General features: G+C 67.2%; 15 protein-coding genes. 6 read left to right on the top strand and 9 right to left on the bottom strand.

Features of this window, described 5'->3' with window-relative positions; translation table 11 throughout:
• Both ACR9Y6_RS18120 and ACR9Y6_RS18115 read left to right on the top strand, forming a co-directional pair.
• Positions 1 to 699, top strand: coding sequence for an HAD family hydrolase (locus ACR9Y6_RS18120; protein ID WP_481282540.1), 699 nt, complete (start codon positions 1 to 3; stop codon positions 697 to 699).
• 69 nt (positions 700 to 768) lie between these two features.
• Positions 769 to 2,145: a leucyl aminopeptidase family protein gene (locus ACR9Y6_RS18115; protein WP_481282539.1), complete on the top strand. Its 1,377-nt coding sequence runs from the start codon at positions 769 to 771 to the stop codon at positions 2,143 to 2,145.
• A gap of 74 nt (positions 2,146 to 2,219) precedes the next feature.
• Here the strand turns inward: ACR9Y6_RS18115 and ACR9Y6_RS18110 are convergent, their stop codons facing one another.
• The 5 genes from ACR9Y6_RS18110 to pdsR form a co-directional block, all read right to left on the bottom strand.
• Complete coding sequence (locus tag ACR9Y6_RS18110; RefSeq protein ID WP_481282538.1) at positions 2,220 to 2,705, bottom strand: DUF4019 domain-containing protein; 486 nt, start codon at positions 2,703 to 2,705, stop codon at positions 2,220 to 2,222.
• 127 nt (positions 2,706 to 2,832) lie between these two features.
• Complete coding sequence (locus ACR9Y6_RS18105; RefSeq protein WP_481282537.1) at positions 2,833 to 3,492, bottom strand: chorismate--pyruvate lyase family protein; 660 nt, start codon at positions 3,490 to 3,492, stop codon at positions 2,833 to 2,835.
• A gap of 76 nt (positions 3,493 to 3,568) precedes the next feature.
• Entirely contained in the window at positions 3,569 to 5,044 is a 1,476-nt protein-coding gene (gene trpE, locus ACR9Y6_RS18100) for an anthranilate synthase component I (RefSeq protein ID WP_481282536.1), read from the bottom strand.
• A 250-nt stretch (positions 5,045 to 5,294) separates the two neighbouring features.
• Positions 5,295 to 7,292: an ATP-binding protein gene (locus ACR9Y6_RS18095; RefSeq protein WP_481282535.1), complete on the bottom strand. Its 1,998-nt coding sequence runs from the start codon at positions 7,290 to 7,292 to the stop codon at positions 5,295 to 5,297.
• A gap of 100 nt (positions 7,293 to 7,392) precedes the next feature.
• Positions 7,393 to 8,082, bottom strand: coding sequence for a proteobacterial dedicated sortase system response regulator (pdsR, locus tag ACR9Y6_RS18090; RefSeq protein WP_448098839.1), 690 nt, complete (start codon positions 8,080 to 8,082; stop codon positions 7,393 to 7,395).
• 267 nt (positions 8,083 to 8,349) lie between these two features.
• Between pdsR and ACR9Y6_RS18085 the strand changes: the two genes are divergently transcribed.
• From ACR9Y6_RS18085 to ACR9Y6_RS18075, 3 genes are all read left to right on the top strand, one after another.
• Positions 8,350 to 8,961 (top strand): glutathione S-transferase family protein, encoded by a 612-nt coding sequence (locus ACR9Y6_RS18085; protein WP_481282534.1) that lies wholly within the window; start codon positions 8,350 to 8,352, stop codon positions 8,959 to 8,961.
• A gap of 32 nt (positions 8,962 to 8,993) precedes the next feature.
• Positions 8,994 to 11,066, top strand: coding sequence for a 2Fe-2S iron-sulfur cluster-binding protein (locus ACR9Y6_RS18080; protein ID WP_481282533.1), 2,073 nt, complete (start codon positions 8,994 to 8,996; stop codon positions 11,064 to 11,066).
• A gap of 68 nt (positions 11,067 to 11,134) precedes the next feature.
• Positions 11,135 to 12,007: a LysR family transcriptional regulator gene (locus ACR9Y6_RS18075; RefSeq protein WP_481282532.1), complete on the top strand. Its 873-nt coding sequence runs from the start codon at positions 11,135 to 11,137 to the stop codon at positions 12,005 to 12,007.
• A 453-nt stretch (positions 12,008 to 12,460) separates the two neighbouring features.
• Here the strand turns inward: ACR9Y6_RS18075 and ACR9Y6_RS18070 are convergent, their stop codons facing one another.
• The 4 genes from ACR9Y6_RS18070 to ACR9Y6_RS18055 form a co-directional block, all read right to left on the bottom strand.
• Positions 12,461 to 13,207: a hypothetical protein gene (locus ACR9Y6_RS18070; protein ID WP_481282531.1), complete on the bottom strand. Its 747-nt coding sequence runs from the start codon at positions 13,205 to 13,207 to the stop codon at positions 12,461 to 12,463.
• Positions 13,208 to 13,300: 93 nt separating this feature from the next.
• Positions 13,301 to 13,975: a ribulose-phosphate 3-epimerase gene (gene rpe / locus ACR9Y6_RS18065; RefSeq protein ID WP_306849465.1), complete on the bottom strand. Its 675-nt coding sequence runs from the start codon at positions 13,973 to 13,975 to the stop codon at positions 13,301 to 13,303.
• 116 nt (positions 13,976 to 14,091) lie between these two features.
• Positions 14,092 to 14,889, bottom strand: coding sequence for a co-chaperone DjlA (gene djlA, locus ACR9Y6_RS18060; RefSeq protein WP_481282530.1), 798 nt, complete (start codon positions 14,887 to 14,889; stop codon positions 14,092 to 14,094).
• The gene (locus ACR9Y6_RS18055; protein ID WP_448098845.1) at positions 14,886 to 15,212 is read right to left on the bottom strand and encodes a c-type cytochrome; all 327 of its coding nucleotides are present in this window, start codon (positions 15,210 to 15,212) and stop codon (positions 14,886 to 14,888) included. Before ACR9Y6_RS18055 ends, djlA begins: the two co-directional genes overlap by 4 nt.
• 96 nt (positions 15,213 to 15,308) lie before the next feature.
• Between ACR9Y6_RS18055 and ACR9Y6_RS18050 the strand changes: the two genes are divergently transcribed.
• Positions 15,309 to 16,205: a phosphoribosylaminoimidazolesuccinocarboxamide synthase gene (locus ACR9Y6_RS18050; RefSeq protein ID WP_481282529.1), complete on the top strand. Its 897-nt coding sequence runs from the start codon at positions 15,309 to 15,311 to the stop codon at positions 16,203 to 16,205.
• The last annotated feature ends 8 nt before the right edge of the window (positions 16,206 to 16,213 follow it).

Genomic DNA, 16,213 nt, shown 5'->3' with positions numbered 1-16,213 from the left:
GTGCCCGTTCGCGCCGTATCGCTCGACCTCGACGACACCCTGTGGCCGGTGCTTCCGGCCCTGATCGAGGCCGAGCACTGCGTCGACCGCTGGCTACGGCAACACCACCCCGATGTCGCAAACGCATGGCCGATCGAGGCCATGCGTGAGCTCCGCGAGAAGATCGCGCGGGAACACACCCATCTCTCCCACGATTTCAGCGAACAGCGCCGACTGACCATCCGTCACGCCTTCGCCGCCTGCGGTATCGACGACGCACCCGTCGACGAGCTGTGGCGCATCTACTTCGCCGCCCGCAACAACGTGGAGTTGTATCCCGACACCCTGCCCGCGCTCGAGCGCATCGCCGGGCACGTGCCCCTGGTGAGCATCTCCAACGGCAATGCCGATCTGGAAGTGATCGGCCTGCATCACCTCTTCCATACCCGCCTCAACGCCAGCGGCGTGGGCGTGGCCAAGCCGCATCCACAGATTTTCCTGGCGGCGGCGGAAGCGCTGGGCGTCCCGCCTGCCGACATTCTTCACGTAGGTGACGATCCGTTGCTCGACGTGATGGGCGCGCGCGAAGCAGGCATGCGTACGGTATGGCTCAACCGCACGGGCGAGCGCTGGTCGCATGGCCCTGCGCCGGATCTCGAATTCCCCGATATGACATCCCTTGCGGATTGGATTGAAGCGTCGGCTTTGACTGACGGCTAGAATAGGCGTCCACCGATAGCAACAATCCATTGACGCGGTTGCCAGCGACCGCGAGGCACGGGAGCCCTGATGTCGCCGCTGATCGAACGCAAGTCCGGAAAACGTACCGCCATCCCCATCGAGATGGTCGATATCGCCGGCATGCTCGCCACCGAAGCGCGCCTGGACGATGCGCAACGCCAATGGCTGGCGACGACCGGATTCCGCCCGATGCCCGGCGCACTCACCGTATTGCCGGATGCACGTGGCGGCATCACGCGCGTGCTGGTCGGCGTGGATCGCGGCAATCCGATGGCCGCGCTCGGCGCCCTGCCCTATCGCCTGCCCCAGGGCACCTATGAACTCGCGCCGGAAGGCGTGATCGACGACCGCGACCTCGTCGCCCTCGGCTGGGCGCTCGGCGCTTATCGCTTTGACCGTTACCGCGCCAGCGATCGTCCGCCCGCGCAGCTGGTGGTCGATGCCGCCACGCTGCGTACGTTGCAGCCGGTGATCGACGCCACCTGGCAGGTGCGCGACCTCGTGAACACTCCCACCGAGGACATGGGCCCCGAACACCTCGCCCAGGCCATCCACGCGCACGCCGCCGAGCACAAGGCGAAGGTGCGCGAGTGGGTTGGTGACGAACTGCTCGAAGCCAACTTTCCCACGATCCATGCGGTAGGCCGCGCAAGCCATCGTCCACCACGCCTGATCGAGCTCACCTGGGGCAAGAATTCCAATCCGAAGCTCGTGCTGATCGGCAAGGGCGTGTGCTTCGACACCGGCGGCCTGGACATCAAGCCATCCGACGGCATGCGCTGGATGAAGAAGGACATGGGCGGCGCGGCGCATGCCATCGCGCTGGCCGGCCTGGTGATGAAGGCGAAGCTGCCCGTGCGGCTCACGCTGCTGGTGCCCGCGGTGGAGAACGCCATCGCCGGCAACGCCATGCGCCCGGGCGAGGTCATCCGCACGCGTGGGGGTCACACCGTGGAAGTGGACAACACCGACGCCGAGGGACGCCTGGTGCTGTGCGACGCCATCGCCTACGCCGCCGAGCAGGCACCCGACCTGATCGTCGATTTCGCGACCCTCACCGGCGCGGCCCGCGTGGCGCTGGGCCCTGAATTGCCGGCACTGTTCACCAACCGCGACCAGCTCGCCGACCACGTGATCGGCGCCGCCGAATTCACGCAAGACCCATTGTGGCGCTTGCCGCTGTGGCGCCCGTACCGGCGCATGCTCGAATCGTACGTGGCCGACTTCGCCAACGCGGGGCCTTCGCGCCACGCGGGCGCGATCACGGCCGCGCTCTACCTCGAGCGCTTCCTACCGGACAGCCAGAACTGGATGCACCTGGATACGTATTCGTGGAACGACGGCGATCGCCCCGCGCATCCGCGTGGCGGCGAGGCGCAAGGCCTGCGCGCGTTCTTCCGCTTCCTCTCCGAACGCTATTCCTGACCCCAAGGAAATGGTGGAGCGGTAAGGTGGGGTGGGCATCGCGGCCCAGGCCGCTTCCCACCCGTTCCTCGTGTCTATTGCACGAACGGGATCTCTCGTTGCACCGGGCGGATGACATAACCGACCGGTAGCCATCCCGTGCCGCCCGGTGCCAGCGACACCGTTTCGAAGAGCACCGCGCGGGTGTAGTGGGCCACGAAGATCACGTTGAGGTAATCGCCGGCGGGGAGACCCACCGGATCGCGCACCCGCGTCACCTCGAACCATTCGCGGCCGACGAGGAGTCCACGATCCACCCGGATCTTGCGCAGATACCGCACCCATTCGGGCCGCGAGACCAGCTTCTGCATCATGGCACCTGCTTCGAGCCACATGGCGTCCGCGCGACGGCCGTCGGACATGCGGACCCAATGGGTGGCGCAACTCACCGCGTTGTCCAGCGAGTTCGGCTGCGGGCCGAGGCGCGGCGAATTGCTGATGCTCAGCAACGAGGCGAAGGGCTTTGCGCCGGAAATGCCAGCCACGGGAATTTTTCGTGCGGGTGCCGGCACCGAGGACATGGCGCGTTCTCCGTCATGGGATCTCAGCTTCCAGCGCCGCGCGGCCGGTGCCAAGTCAGCCGGATGGGATACGCGGTTGGTGGGGGGCGGCGATAGCTCGCTTGTGTGGGAGCCGACTTGTCGGCGATCAGCGCCGCCCGAAGGCGAGGACGTCGGACGTATAGGTCTCCACCACAAGGCTGAAAGGCTGGTTCGCCTCCGTATACAGCACTGCCCGGTGCCGCAGTACCTCGTGCGGAATGGCCAGCGCCGCCTTGTGCGACGGTGGCAGCGGCGCATCCATCTCCCAACCCGCGGGCAACGGCGACCACAACAGGTCGGCGCTGATCGTCTGCCGGCGGAAATGCAGCGCCTGGACCACCTTCCCGAACGGCTGGTCGGTGGTGTCGAGGATCTGGTTCATTTCCGGGGTGAGCCGCGCAGGCACGTACCAGTTGTCCGCCTCGGACAGCACGTGCTCACCGCAGGCCAGCTGCACGCGGCGATAGCGCACCGGCTCGTCCGGACCGATGCCAAGCGCCGCCCGTTCGTCGTCGGGCAGCGGCTTGTCCTGTCCCTTCACGCGACGGGCGACGATCTTCACCTCCGGCGCCAGCGCATGCGCGCCGCACCAGCGTTCCAGCGTCAGCGTGGCGCTGGGGTGGCTGAGCAGGTCGGCATTGAGCGACTGCAAGAGCGCCAGCGCCTGCGTGCGCGAGGTGACATCGTCCGTCCACGGCTCGCGCGCCTGCGCGGTGGCCGCCATGACGGCGAGGGAGGTGGCGGCGATGATCGTTCGGGTATTCATGGAAAAACAGGGACCTTGGAGGGAAGGCATCGCCGCCGAAGCGGCTCCCACATGTTGGTTTCGTGACGTGTGCGGGTCAGAGGCCCTTGGCTGCCTGGGCGACGGCGCGGAAGAGCGCGCGGCCCTTGTTCATGGTTTCTTCCCACTCGGCGGCCGGATCGGAATCGTAGACGACGCCACCGCCCGCCTGCACATGCAAACGGCCGTCCTGGATCACCGCCGTGCGGATGGCGATCGCGGTGTCCGCGTCGCCCCACCAGCCGAGGTAGCCGATGGCGCCGGCGTAGATGTTGCGCTTGAACGGTTCGAGTTCCTGGATGATCTCCAGCGCGCGGATCTTCGGCGCGCCGCTGACCGTGCCCGCCGGAAACGCCGCTTTCAGGACATCCATGTACGAGAGGTCGTCGCGGATATCGCCTTCCACCTGGGAGACGATGTGCATCACATGCGAGTAGCGCTCGACCACGAAGGAATCGGTCAGCTCCACCGTGCCGGTCTTGCTCACGCGGCCCACGTCGTTGCGGCCGAGGTCGATCAGCATGAGGTGCTCGGCGCGTTCCTTCGCGTCGGCGAGCAGTTCGGTTTCGAGGGCGAGGTCTTCCGCTTCGTCCTTGCCACGGCGACGCGTGCCGGCGATCGGACGCAACACCACGCGGCCATCCTTCAGGCGCACGAGGATCTCCGGCGACGAACCGACGATCTGCGTCGAGCCGATGTCGATGAAGTACATGTACGGCGACGGGTTCATCGCGCGCAACGCGCGATACACGTCCACCGGACGCGCGTTGAAGCCGATGCTCAGGCGCTGCGAGGGCACCACCTGGAAGATGTCGCCGGCGCGGATGTATTCCTGCGCCTTGCGCACCGTCGCTTCGTATTCCTCGCGCGTGAAGGAGGATTTGAAATCGGACTCGTCGAGCGCTTCCGGCTGCAGCATCTGCGGGTACGAGACGCCGCTCTGGCGCAGGCGGAAAGCCAGCGCGTCGAGGCGGCGCGACGCTTCGGCATAGGCTTGCGGTTTCGCCGGATCGGCGTGGACGATGAGGTAGAGGCGGCCCTTGAGGTTGTCGAAGACGGCCACTTCATCCGCGAGCATCAGCAGGACGTCGGGCGTGCCCAGCTCGTCCTTCTTGTCCCACTGCGCGAGGCGTTTTTCGATGTAGCCGATGGTCTCGAAACCGAAGTACCCGACCAGGCCGCCGGTGAAGTCCGGCAGGCCGGGCAGCTTGGGCACGTCGTACTGCTTGCGCAGGACCTCGATCTCGGCGAGCGGATCGTCGAGGTGGCGTCGTTCGACCACTTCGCCGTTGTCCTCGACTTCGAGTTCGTGCCCGCGCAGGCGATACACGCGACGCGCCGGCAGGCCGATGATCGAATGGCGTCCCCAGGTGGCGCCGCCTTCCACGGATTCGAACAGGAAGGTGTACGGGCCATCGGCGAGCTTGAGGTACACCGACAGCGGCGTGTCGAGATCGGAGAAGACCTCGCGCACCAGCGGAATCCGGGTATGGCCCTGGGCGGCGTAGGCGTCGAACTGTTCGCGGGAGATCATCGGGCGATGGGGGCATTGGAGTGATCGCCGATTGTAGCCGCTTAAGGTGGGAGCCGACCCTGTCGGCGATGGGTGCTCGCCGCGAGCTGGCCCGCTGTTGTGGGAGCCGCTTCAGCGGCGATGGGTGCTTGCCTCACCTGGCCCGCTACCGCGGGATCGCCGACAAAGTCGGCTCCCACAAGGCTCCTACAAGGTCGGCTCCCACCAGGGCAATGGCCACCCGAATGGGGCAACGGAGGACTCCCACCGCTCAGCCCAGGCGTTGGCGGGGGAGGCCCTTGAGGTGCAGGGTGAAGGCGACGCCGTCTTCGAGGTTGCGGGCGCTGGCGCTGCCCTGGTGGCGCTCGGCGACCAGGCGCACCACGTACAGGCCGAGGCCCAGGTGCGGCGCGTCGCCGGGTGTCGCCTTGTCGCGCAGGCTCACCAACGAATCGAACAGGCGCCCCTGCATCGCCGCGGGCAGCGGCGGGCCCTGGTTCGACAGTTCGATGTCCGCGCCCTCGGCCGTGGGTCGCAGGGCGATGCGTAGCCAGCCCCCGGGCGGCGTGAACGACAGCGCGTTGTCGAAGAGCTTGTCGAGCGCCTGCGCGATCAACTCCGGCGAGACGTGCATGAAGACCGGCGCCGACGGCAACTCGGCCTCCAGGCGACGGTCGCCGGCTAGTCCGCGATACCCCTCGGCGCAGCCGCGCACGATGTCGGCCAGATCCACGTCTTCGGCCTCCGCCGAGGCGATGGCGCGCTCCATGCGGCTGGCTTCGCTCATCGCGCGGACCAGCGCACCCAGCCGTGCCACGCCATCGCGTGCGCGGGCCAGGTAAGGCTCCGCCTCGGCGGGCAGGCCGGCGTGGTCGAGGTTGTCCAGCGACGACTTCACGATCGCCAGCGGCGTGTTGAGCTCGTGCGAGAGCTTCGAGGCCAACGTGCGCAGGTAATCGGTGTATCCGCCGACCACCTCGAACAGGCGCTCGAAGCTGCGCGCGAGATCGCCCAGTTCGTCGGTGGCGTCGGTCAACGGGAACGGGCCGTCCAGGCGGCCATCGTTGTCCTGCGCGCGTTCCGCTGCGTTGCGCAGGCGGCGCAGGCGGAAGGTGAGCCGCGTGGCGAACAGCAACAGCACGCTGCCGGCGATGAGCAGCACGGCGAAGCTGGTGAGCAGCAACCCGAACAAGGCGCGGTTGGCGAGCAGCGGCACCGCGCGGCTAGGCTGTTCGAGCAGCACCACGCCATGCAGCGCGCCACGCATCTGGATCGGCATCGCCGCGGCGAGCACCACGCTGCCGCGCGCCTCGCCCGCGCGCCACGCCGTGGCCGGCTTGCCCTGCAGCGCTTCGCGCACCTCGGGCAGGTCGATGCGCGGGGCGTCTTCGGCCCATGCGCTTTCGTCGTCGAGGCGTGTCGCCAGCAATGAGCGGTACACCAGGGAGGCGAACCAGCCCGGTCGTTCCGTCGCGGGGAGATCGGGCAATTCGAGCTTGCCGCTTTGCGCCACCAGCCATGCGTCGGCCGAGAGCACGCGTACGCGCACGCCGTCCGGCGCCAGCCTCGCCACTTCCTGCGAGAGCGAGGGAGAGAAGTCCAGCAACGGCCGGCTCTCGGCGGTGAGCGGTTCGTTGTCGCCGTCGGCGACGACGTGCACGCCCAGGCCGAAACGGTCGAGGCGCAGGCCACGCGGCAGGCGGAACTCCACGCGGAAACCGCTGCCGTCTTCCTGCCACTGCGCATTGATGCGGTCGGGCAGCACGCCTGCTTCCGCATCCAGTGCGATGGCGGTGGTAGGGCCGGGCGCGGCGCTGGCCATGAGGTAACGCTGCACGTCCTCGCCGCTGGCGATCGACACGATGAGGTGATCGGCGTTGAGGACGAGGCGGTCGCCGGCATCGGCGCGTCGACGGTGCGTGGCGCGCACGTCGACGTAGAAGTAGAGCCAGTGGTCGTCTTCGGCGAGCATCACGCGCGCGTTCTTGCCGAAGGCCTGCGCCCAGGGGCTGAGCGACGCCCAGTCGTCGGCGTAGCCATCGACGGTGATCGGCACCGGGGTGTGCTGGAGGTACCAGGCGGCACCGGCGGGCGGCAGCGGGGCGTCGACCACCACGAGGCTGCGTGCCATGGCGCGCGCGGAGGCGACGAGGGCCTGCGCCTGGCCTTCGCGCAGCAGCGTTTCCATCTGGCGCACGTAGAGCCACCCGGCGACGGGCAAGGCCAGGGTGCAGAGGGCGACGAGGAGGAGTTTCTGGCGGAGGGTCATGGGGAGAGCATCGCCGACAAGGTCGGCTCCCACCAAGTCGGTGGTGGATAAACTGCTTCGGCGATGTGTGTGGGAGCCGCTTCAGCGGCGATGGGGTGTATCACGGCGTCCAGCGATACCCCACGCCGTGCACCGTCTCGATGGCATCGAAATCCGGCGCCAGCGCCACGAACTTCTTGCGGATGCGCTTGATGTGCGAGGTGATCGTCGCGTCGTCCACCACCAGTTCCGCCTCGCGCATCAACTGGTCGCGGTTCTTCACGTGGCCGGGGAAGCGCACCAGCGTATGCACCATCCAGAATTCCGTGACCGTGAGCGGAATCTCGATGCCGTTCCACAGCACGCGCATGCGCTCCGATTCCAGTTTCAGCGGCCCGTGCTCGATCACCGTCTCGCTCGCGGCGGGCGCCTTCAACGACTCGATGCGGCGGAACAGCGCCGCGATGCGCGCGGCCAGCTGGTGCAGGCTGGTGTCCTTGGACAGGTAGTCGTCCGCACCCAGGCGCAGGCCCGAGATCACGTCGAAATCCGAATCGCGCGCGGTCAGGAAGATGATCGGCAACGTGGCCGACTTCGCGCGCAGTTCACGGCAGAGGTCGAAACCGCCCTCCGGCTCGTCGCCCAGGCCGATGTCGATGATGACCAGTTCCGGCAGGCGCATGGCGAAGGCCAGCGAGGCCTCCGCGCGCGAGCCATAGCCACGCGTTTCGTAGCCGAAGCGGTTCAGCGCCTCCACGTAGTTGGCGCGGATGAGCGGTTCGTCTTCGACGATGGCGATGCTGCGGGCCATGGGGCATTCCGTGGGAGTGTGGATCGGCGTGCGCAGCGTGCTATGGGGGCGCCCGCTCCGCAAGGGCGCGGGCGCGATTGCCCGCGTTTTGCCCCTTCTTACGCCGGTGGCTAGCCGTAATGGGCGCCCGGCCGGGCGTGGACGGAATTATTCCACCCGGTGAAATGATGAAGTGTCGAACCAGGTGATTCTCATCAGGAGCGGGGTACCGCAGTCTGGCCACGCGGTGCGGGAATTGGCCCGGCCGGACTCTCTCAGGACACCGACATGAAGCTCTATCACCATCCCCTGTCAGGCCACTCGCACCGCGCCCGGCTGTTCGTCTCCCTGTTGGGCCTCCCCCATGAACTGGTCGAAGTCGATCTCATGGCCGGTGCGCACAAGACCCCGGAGTACCTGAAGCTCAACCCGTTCGGCCAGGTGCCGCTGCTGGACGACGCCGGTGTCGTCGTCGCCGATTCCAACGCGATCCTGGTGTACCTGGCCAAGAAGGCCGGCCGCACCGACTGGCTTCCGGAAGATCCGGCGGGAGCCGCCGCGGTGCAACGCTGGTTGTCCGTGGCGGCTGGCGACGTCGCTTACGGTCCCGCTGCGGCACGACTCATCACGGTGTTCGGGGCGAAGTACGACGCCAATGAAGTGATCACCCGTGCCCATGTCCTCCTGAAACGGTTGGAAGCACGGTTGTCGACGCAGGACTGGCTGGCCAGCGAGCACCCGACGATCGCCGATGTCGCCATCTACAGCTACGTCGCGCGGGCGCCGGAAGGCAACGTCGACCTCTCGGACTATCCCTCCGTCAACGCGTTCCTACGCCGGATCGAGGATCTTCCCGGCTTCGTCCCCTTTGCCCGGAGCCCGGTCGGCCTCGCCGCCTGAGCTCGCCTTCTCGCCCCACACAGGACATCGCCATGACCGCGTCACTGAAAAAGCTGCCGACATGGCACGAGGGCGAGACATTCCTCCAGGAGAAGGTGGGCGTCGCCGAACGGATGGCGGCAGTCGGTCAGCGCGTGGTGCGCGACTTCATGCCGGAGCAGCACCGCGAGTTCTACGAACAGTTGCCCTTCGTCGTGCTGGGCAGCGTCGATGCGCACGGTGATCCCTGGGCCACGCTCCTCGCAGGCATGCCGGGTTTCATGTCGTCGCCGAATCCCACGACGCTGGATATCGACCTCCGCCCCGATCCGAGCGACCCCGCCGCGGAAGGCGTGCGCGCTGGCGAGGCCATCGGCCTCCTGGGTATCGAGATGCATACGCGGCGCCGCAACCGCATGAATGGTTTCGTCGCCGCGCCAACGGCGGGGTCGGGGTTCCGGGTCGACGTCGACCAGAGCTTCGGAAACTGCCCCCGTTACATCCAGCTACGCGACGCCAGATACGTGCGTGACCCTGCCCTGCCTTACACGGGCGTCGTGGAAGAGTCGACGCAACTGGATGCCGCGGCGCGCGACATGATCGAGGCGGCGGACACGTTCTTCGTCGCGACCTACGCCGACCGTGAGGACCGGCGGCAGGTCGACGTGTCGCATCGCGGTGGCAAGGCGGGCTTCGTCCGCGTCGACGCGGACGGCATGCTCACCGTGCCCGACTTCAATGGCAACCTCTTCTTCTCGACGCTCGGCAACATCGTGCTCAACGGCAAGGCGGGGCTGGTCTTCGTCGACTACGAAAAAGGCGACATGCTGCAGATGACCGGCGATGCCGAGGCGATCCTCGACTCGCAGGAGATCGCTGCGTTCCAGGGCGCGGAGCGGCTGTGGACGTTCCGGCCCCGTCGTATCGTGCGCCGCACCGGTGCCTTGCCGCTGCGCTGGTCGTTCCGCAAGGATGGCTGGTCGCCCAGTTCACTCATGACCGGCGATTGGGACCAGGCGGACGCGCGTTTGCAGGCGGCCGCGCTCGCCACGCGCTGGCGCCCCTACAAGGTGACGCGGATCGTGGAGGAAAGCCCGTCGATCCGCTCGTTCCATCTGCAACCGGACGACGGCGTGGGCCTCCTTTCCCATTCGGCCGGGCAACACCTGCCCGTGCGCGTGACCGTGACAGGCACGGACAAGCCCGTTATCCGCACCTATACGCTGTCCGTCGCGCCATCGGACGGCGCGTACCGCATCAGCGTCAAACGTGACGGCGCGGTGTCGCGCCACCTGCACGACACCGTGAAGGTCGGCGACATCATCGAGGCACGCGCGCCCGATGGGGGCTTCACCATCGATCCCCACGAGGCGAGGCCGGCGGTGTTATTGGCGGGAGGCATCGGCATCACGCCGTTGCTCGCGATGCTCCGGCACATCGTCTACGAAGGTTTGCGCAAGCAACGGATGCGTCCGGTCTTCCTCATCCAGGCGGCGCACTCGAAGGCCGAAAGGCCATTCGACAAGGAGATAGCGACACTCGTCGAAGCAGCGCAAGGCGCGGTGAAATGGGTCCGCGTGCTGAGCGATACCAGCGGCGCCGAAGAAGGCACCGACTACGACGTGGCCGGACGCATCGACATGGCCCTGCTGACACGCGTGCTGCCATTCAACAACCACGATTTCTATCTCTGCGGACCGCCCGCCTTCACGCAATCGCTTTACGACGGCTTGCGCACGTTCGGCATCGATGACACGCGAATCCACGCGGAGGCATTCGGACCATCGTCGTTGAAGCGAGTGATGGATGCTGGCGCCACCGCACCCGTTCGTCCTCCGGTGTCGACCCAGCCGGTGCCTGTCGCCTTCATGGATTCACTGAAGGAAGCACGTTGGACGCCGGCATCCGGCAGCCTGCTGGAACTGGCGGAGGCGCGTGGCCTGGAGCCGGAATTCAGCTGCCGCGAAGGCACCTGCGGCACCTGCCGGACGAAACTGCTCAAGGGTGCCGTCACCTATGTCAAGGAACCGACGGCGCGCGTCGCCGACGACGAGGTGTTGATCTGCTGCGCGGTTCCCGCCGAGCGCGAAGGCGACGAGGAAAACCGCATCCAGCTCGCGCTCTGATGCTTCTGGCACGGGTGCTATCATCCCCGCGCAACGGCCGAGGGGAACGGATGGATCGCTGGCAAGCCATGCGCATCTTCGTAAAGGTGGCGGAGACGGAGAGCTTTTCCGAGTCCGCGCGCCAGCTGCGCATGAGTGCGCCAGCGGTGACCCGCGCGATCGCCGCGCTCGAAGAACTCATCGGCGCACGGCTCTTCATACGCACGACGCGTTCGGTGAAGCTGACCGAACCGGGCAGTCGCTATCTCGACGATTGCCGCCGCATCCTGGCCGACATCGACGAGGCGGAAGCCGCCGCCGCGGGTTCGTACGCCACGCCCACGGGCACGCTCTCCATCACGGCGTCTTTGTTGTTCGGGCAGATGTACGTGCTGCCGGTCATGCACGAATACCTGGAGACCTATCCCACGGTGTCCGGCAGCCTTCTGTTCGTGGACCGGCCGGTGAACATCGTGGAGGAAGGCATCGACGTGGCGATTCGCATCGGCCACCTTCCGGACTCGGGGTTCTCCGCGATCCAGGTCGGCTCGGTGCGGCGCGTGGTCTGTGGATCGCCGGGCTACTTCGAACAGCATGGCGTTCCCGCCACCCCCGCCGATCTCAGGAATCACCGCATCGCCGTGTCGACCAGCGCATGGACGTCGCCACACTGGCGCTTCGCGAACGATCAGCGGGTGACGATCGACGCCTGGCTCCAGTGCAATACCAACGATGCCGCGATCGCGACGGCCACGGCGGGCCTCGCCTTGACCCGGGTGCTTCACTATCAGGTCGGCCCCGCCCTGCTCGATGACCGTCTCCGGGTCGTGCTCGCCGACTACGAAGAGCCGCCGCTGCCGATCCACGTGCTTCATCCGGAAGGCCGCCATGCGCCGGCCAAGGTACGGGCCTTCGTCGACCTGGCCGTATCGCGTCTTCGCGGGAACCCGCTGCTCAATTGAGCGAGGGTTTCGTCCCTGCACGAAGTCTTTGCCCGCGATTTGCCATAAACGATCCGCGGATTGCCCCACCGGGGACGCTCCGCCCGCCGCGCATGCCCTTCAAATGGCCATGACGGCGCGCCACCCGGCGCCGGAGGAGACACCATGAAAACCAAGCCCGACGCCGACAACACCGAACTGGACCGCGACTTCGAGCCGCTGCGCGTCGCCCTCGCCTTGGGCGCGCTGGTCCTGGGCCTGCTGTTCGGCCTGCACTGACGGGAGACGCACGCATGGATCTCTTCGACGACTTCGTGGAACCGGCCATGGAAGGCCTTGGGGCGATCGGCACGCACGGAAGCGCGCCGATCGCCGGGCCGGCGGAACCCGACCCGAACTGGCAACCCGTGTGATCGATTGACCCTCCTTCACTCCCCCGGCCCGATGGCCCGGGGAGCTTTTTCGTGCGTCTCGTCAGTCGGCCCGCGACTTGAGCGAGGCGACCTGGCCGATGGGCACCAGTTCCGCGTCGCCGACGAACACATGGCTGTCGTAGCCGTAGAAGTACATGGCCTTCTGCGTCTGCAACATGCGGCCGAGCGAGAAGCCGCTCTGCAGCGGTGCGCCTTCGACAAGGCCCGACGCGCCATAGGGCACGGTCACGCCGTCGATGAACACGCTGCCGCCGAAGTTGGTGGCCCAGGCGATCTGCTGGTATTCCCGGTCGAAGCGGCGTTCGGCGCGCGGAGCGGCGACGTCGTCGGCGTAGCTGGCCTTCAGGTCCTTCCAATAGGCATTGGCCTGGGCCAGTTCCTCCGGCGTGACCTGCTTGTACGCGGAGATGAAGGTGGGCTCGTACGACGGATCGTGCCGTTCGGCGGCCAGCGCCAGCCAGGCGAGGCCCAGCGGACGGTTCTTTTCGGCATGGTCGCCATTGAAGTACATGACGCCGAGCGCGTATTGCGCGGGCTTGCTGGCCCATCGCGCGGCGTTTTTCAGGCTTTCGCGGGCCAGGCCGTCATGGCCGCTCCAGTAGTTCCGCGCGGCCGAGCAGAAGTAATAGTCGCCGGGCAGGAAGCGCTCCAGGCCCCCGGGGCACGGCAGCAGCGACTTGGACACGACGCTTTGCTGGTCCGGCAGCGGCTGCGGGCGATCGCCCGCGGTGGCGGCGAGGGGCGCGGCGAGCGCCAGGGACAAGGCAACTACGGACAACGTCTTCATGAGCGCATCCTCCATCAGTTCCACCCCGAACGGCATTACAATACTACAGAGTTTGCTTTATTGCCGTGAAACCTTGTTTAGACGGCTGGCCGCTTACTTGCCGTCGATGGCCGCATGCATCCGGCGGATCACGTCGGCGTAGTCCGGAGCGTTGAAGATGGCCGAACCCGCCACGAAGGTGTCCGCACCAGCCGCCGAGATCTGGCCGATATTGTCGGCATTGACGCCGCCATCCACCTCGAGGCGGATCTTCCGGCCGCTGGCGTCGATGCGCTCACGCACATGGCGGATCTTGTCCAGCGCGCCCGGGATGAACTTCTGCCCGCCGAAACCGGGATTCACCGACATGATCAGCACCATGTCGATCTTGTCCATCACGTAGTCGAGCCAGTTCAGCGGCGTGGCCGGGTTGAACACCAGGCCGGCCTCGCAGCCCTCGCCCTGGATCAGCTGGATGGTGCGGTCCACATGCTCGCTGGCCTCGGGATGGAAGCTGATGCTGCGCGCGCCGGCCTTGGCGAAGTCAGGCACGATGCGGTCCACCGGCTTGACCATCAGATGCACGTCGATGTGCTCGGTGATGCCGTAGTCGCGCAGTGCCTTGAGCACCATCGGGCCGATGGTGAGGTTGGGCACGTAGTGGTTGTCCATCACGTCGAAGTGCACCCACTGCGCGCCGGCATCGAGGACCTTGCGCGTGTCCTCGCCCAGGCGGGCGAAGTCGGCCGAGAGGATGGACGGTGCGATGACGGGGGACTGCTTGGCCATGATGGGTACCGTGGTGTGACGGAAGGTGGTCAGGGTATACGGTTGTCGCTAAAGCTGGCGTGGACGGGAGTGCTTTGTGTCGCTGCCGCGACATCGCCGACTTGTCGGCGATGCTCTTACTTGAAGCCCCTCTCCGCCTTGATCCGCTCATACGCCGCGTTGATCTCGCTGGCCCGTGCCTCCGCACGCCGGCGCATGTCGTCCGGAAGGTCGCCCAGGCGATCGGGATGGTGCTCCGAGATCAGCTTGCGATAGGCACGCTTGATCGCACGGTCATCGGCGTCGCGCTGGATGCCGAGGATCGCGTACGGGTCCGGCCCCTGCGTGTTCCGCTGCGGCGGCGTGTAGCCGCCACCGCCACCGTACGAGCGGCCACTGGCGCCGGCGTTCCAGGCGTAGCCCTTCATCGCCATGAGCGCCATCAGTTCCATGTCGCTGACGCGAAGGGCGAAAGCGAGCTGGCGCAGGATGGCCATCTTTTCCGGCGACGGGTTGCCCTCGGCGAGCACCGTTTCGATCACCACGTCGATCACCGGGAAGGCATGGTCGCGGCGATGGCCGACCCATTGGCGCAATTCGTCGATGACGGCGGTGGCGTTGAATTCGGGCTGCTTGCCTTCGTTGAACGCATCGATGGCGACGCGCCGGGCTTCCTGGTCGAGGCCCATCCGCGCCATCAGGCGCTCGGCGATGGCGATTTCCTTCTCGGAAACGCGGCCGTCGGCCTTGGCCACGGCGCCGATCAGGGCGAACAAGGGGGCGACGTACCCGCCTTGCGTCGGCGTGCGGCGCCGTTGCTGCTGGCGGCTGGCGTCGAACATGAAGCCGAGCGCGCCGCCGACGAGGGCGCCGAGCAGGTTGTGCGTCAGCCACATGCCGAGCACGGCGCCGATGAGAGTGCCGGTGAAATTCATTGAACGGCCCTTGGAGGGTGCGGGGCGGCGGGATTCTGCGCGGAGAACCACTGCGCGAGCTGGTCGAGTTCGGCGTCGGAAAGCGGGCCGGTGGCGGCGCGCATCACGGGAATGTCGCGGCGGCCGTCGCGGTACTGGCGCAGGGCCTCGCGCAGGTAATCGAGCTTCTGGCCCGCGAGGTTGGGAGCGCCCGGGATCCGCGCCATGCCGTCTTCGCCATGACAGGCCGCGCACAGGCCCAGCCGCGCCGGCTTCGCGGGCGGTGCGGCAAGGACGGGGGCGGTGAAGGCCAGGGCTAATGCCGCGGTCGTGAGGATTCGCATGGCGAGGCAATGGGGGCGGTAACCTAAAATTCTAGCAGGCCGACCCGGCCACCACCGCTACAATGGGCGGATCGATCGCCTACCGGAGTCCCCGCCGTGCCGACCACCCTCTCGCAATCCGACCTGCCAGGCCTGGAGCTCATCCATCGCGGCAAGGTCCGCGACGTCTACGCCCTGTCCGGCAACCGCCTGCTGATGGTGGCGACCGACCGGCTGTCGGCCTTCGACGTGGTGCTGCCCGACCCGATCCCCGGCAAGGGCGAGATGCTCACGCAGATCTCCAACTTCTGGTTCGCCCGCACCGCGCACATCATTCCGAATCACCTCACGGGCGAGGATGTCGCCTCCGTGCTGCCCGCGGGCGTCGATCCGACGCTGTACGCGAAGCGCGCCGTGGTCACCAAGCGGCTGAAGCCGGTGCCGGTGGAAGCCATCGCGCGCGGCTACCTCATCGGCTCGGGCTGGAAGGATTACCAGGCCACCGGCGCCCTGTGCGGCATCACCCTGCCCCCGGGCCTGCAGCAGGCGCAGAAGCTGCCGGAGCCGATCTTCACGCCGTCGACCAAGGCCGCCGTGGGCGACCACGACGAGAACGTGAGCTTCGACGCCGTGGTGGCCGCCGTGGGCGAAGACCTCGCCAACGCCGTGCGCAAGGCCACGCTGGAGATCTACGCCTTCGCCGCCGCCTTCGCCGCGGAGCGCGGCATCATCGTCGCCGATACCAAGCTGGAGTTCGGCACGGACGAGAACGGCGTGCTGCACGTGATGGACGAGATGCTCACCCCCGATTCCTCGCGCTTCTGGCCTGCCGACGCGTACAGGGTCGGCATCAGCCCGCCCAGCTACGACAAGCAGTTCGTCCGCGACTATCTGGTGGACATCGGTTGGAACAAGTCGCCGCCCGCCCCGAAGGTGCCGGAAAACGTCATCGCCGGCACCGCCGCGAAGTACGCCGAGGCGCTCGACAAGCTGGCCGGCATCCGAGTGGACTAAGCTTCCCC

Source organism: Luteibacter sp. TLI7-4A, from assembly GCF_056754745.1.
This window is presented reverse-complemented; position numbering and strand designations above follow the sequence as displayed.

What these genes read in the sequence shown, in the direction of transcription:
- ACR9Y6_RS18115 (WP_481282539.1), top strand. Translation starts at nt 769, where the DNA reads ATGTCGCCGCTGATCGAACGCAAGTCCGGAAAACGTACCGCCATCCCC.
- ACR9Y6_RS18110 (WP_481282538.1), bottom strand. Translation starts at nt 2,705, where the DNA reads ATGTCCTCGGTGCCGGCACCCGCACGAAAAATTCCCGTGGCTGGCATT.
- ACR9Y6_RS18105 (WP_481282537.1), bottom strand. Translation starts at nt 3,492, where the DNA reads ATGAATACCCGAACGATCATCGCCGCCACCTCCCTCGCCGTCATGGCG.
- trpE (WP_481282536.1), bottom strand. Translation starts at nt 5,044, where the DNA reads ATGATCTCCCGCGAACAGTTCGACGCCTACGCCGCCCAGGGCCATACC.
- ACR9Y6_RS18095 (WP_481282535.1), bottom strand. Translation starts at nt 7,292, where the DNA reads ATGACCCTCCGCCAGAAACTCCTCCTCGTCGCCCTCTGCACCCTGGCC.
- pdsR (WP_448098839.1), bottom strand. Translation starts at nt 8,082, where the DNA reads ATGGCCCGCAGCATCGCCATCGTCGAAGACGAACCGCTCATCCGCGCC.
- ACR9Y6_RS18085 (WP_481282534.1), top strand. Translation starts at nt 8,350, where the DNA reads ATGAAGCTCTATCACCATCCCCTGTCAGGCCACTCGCACCGCGCCCGG.
- ACR9Y6_RS18080 (WP_481282533.1), top strand. Translation starts at nt 8,994, where the DNA reads ATGACCGCGTCACTGAAAAAGCTGCCGACATGGCACGAGGGCGAGACA.
- ACR9Y6_RS18075 (WP_481282532.1), top strand. Translation starts at nt 11,135, where the DNA reads ATGCGCATCTTCGTAAAGGTGGCGGAGACGGAGAGCTTTTCCGAGTCC.
- ACR9Y6_RS18070 (WP_481282531.1), bottom strand. Translation starts at nt 13,207, where the DNA reads ATGAAGACGTTGTCCGTAGTTGCCTTGTCCCTGGCGCTCGCCGCGCCC.
- rpe (WP_306849465.1), bottom strand. Translation starts at nt 13,975, where the DNA reads ATGGCCAAGCAGTCCCCCGTCATCGCACCGTCCATCCTCTCGGCCGAC.
- djlA (WP_481282530.1), bottom strand. Translation starts at nt 14,889, where the DNA reads ATGAATTTCACCGGCACTCTCATCGGCGCCGTGCTCGGCATGTGGCTG.
- ACR9Y6_RS18055 (WP_448098845.1), bottom strand. Translation starts at nt 15,212, where the DNA reads ATGCGAATCCTCACGACCGCGGCATTAGCCCTGGCCTTCACCGCCCCC.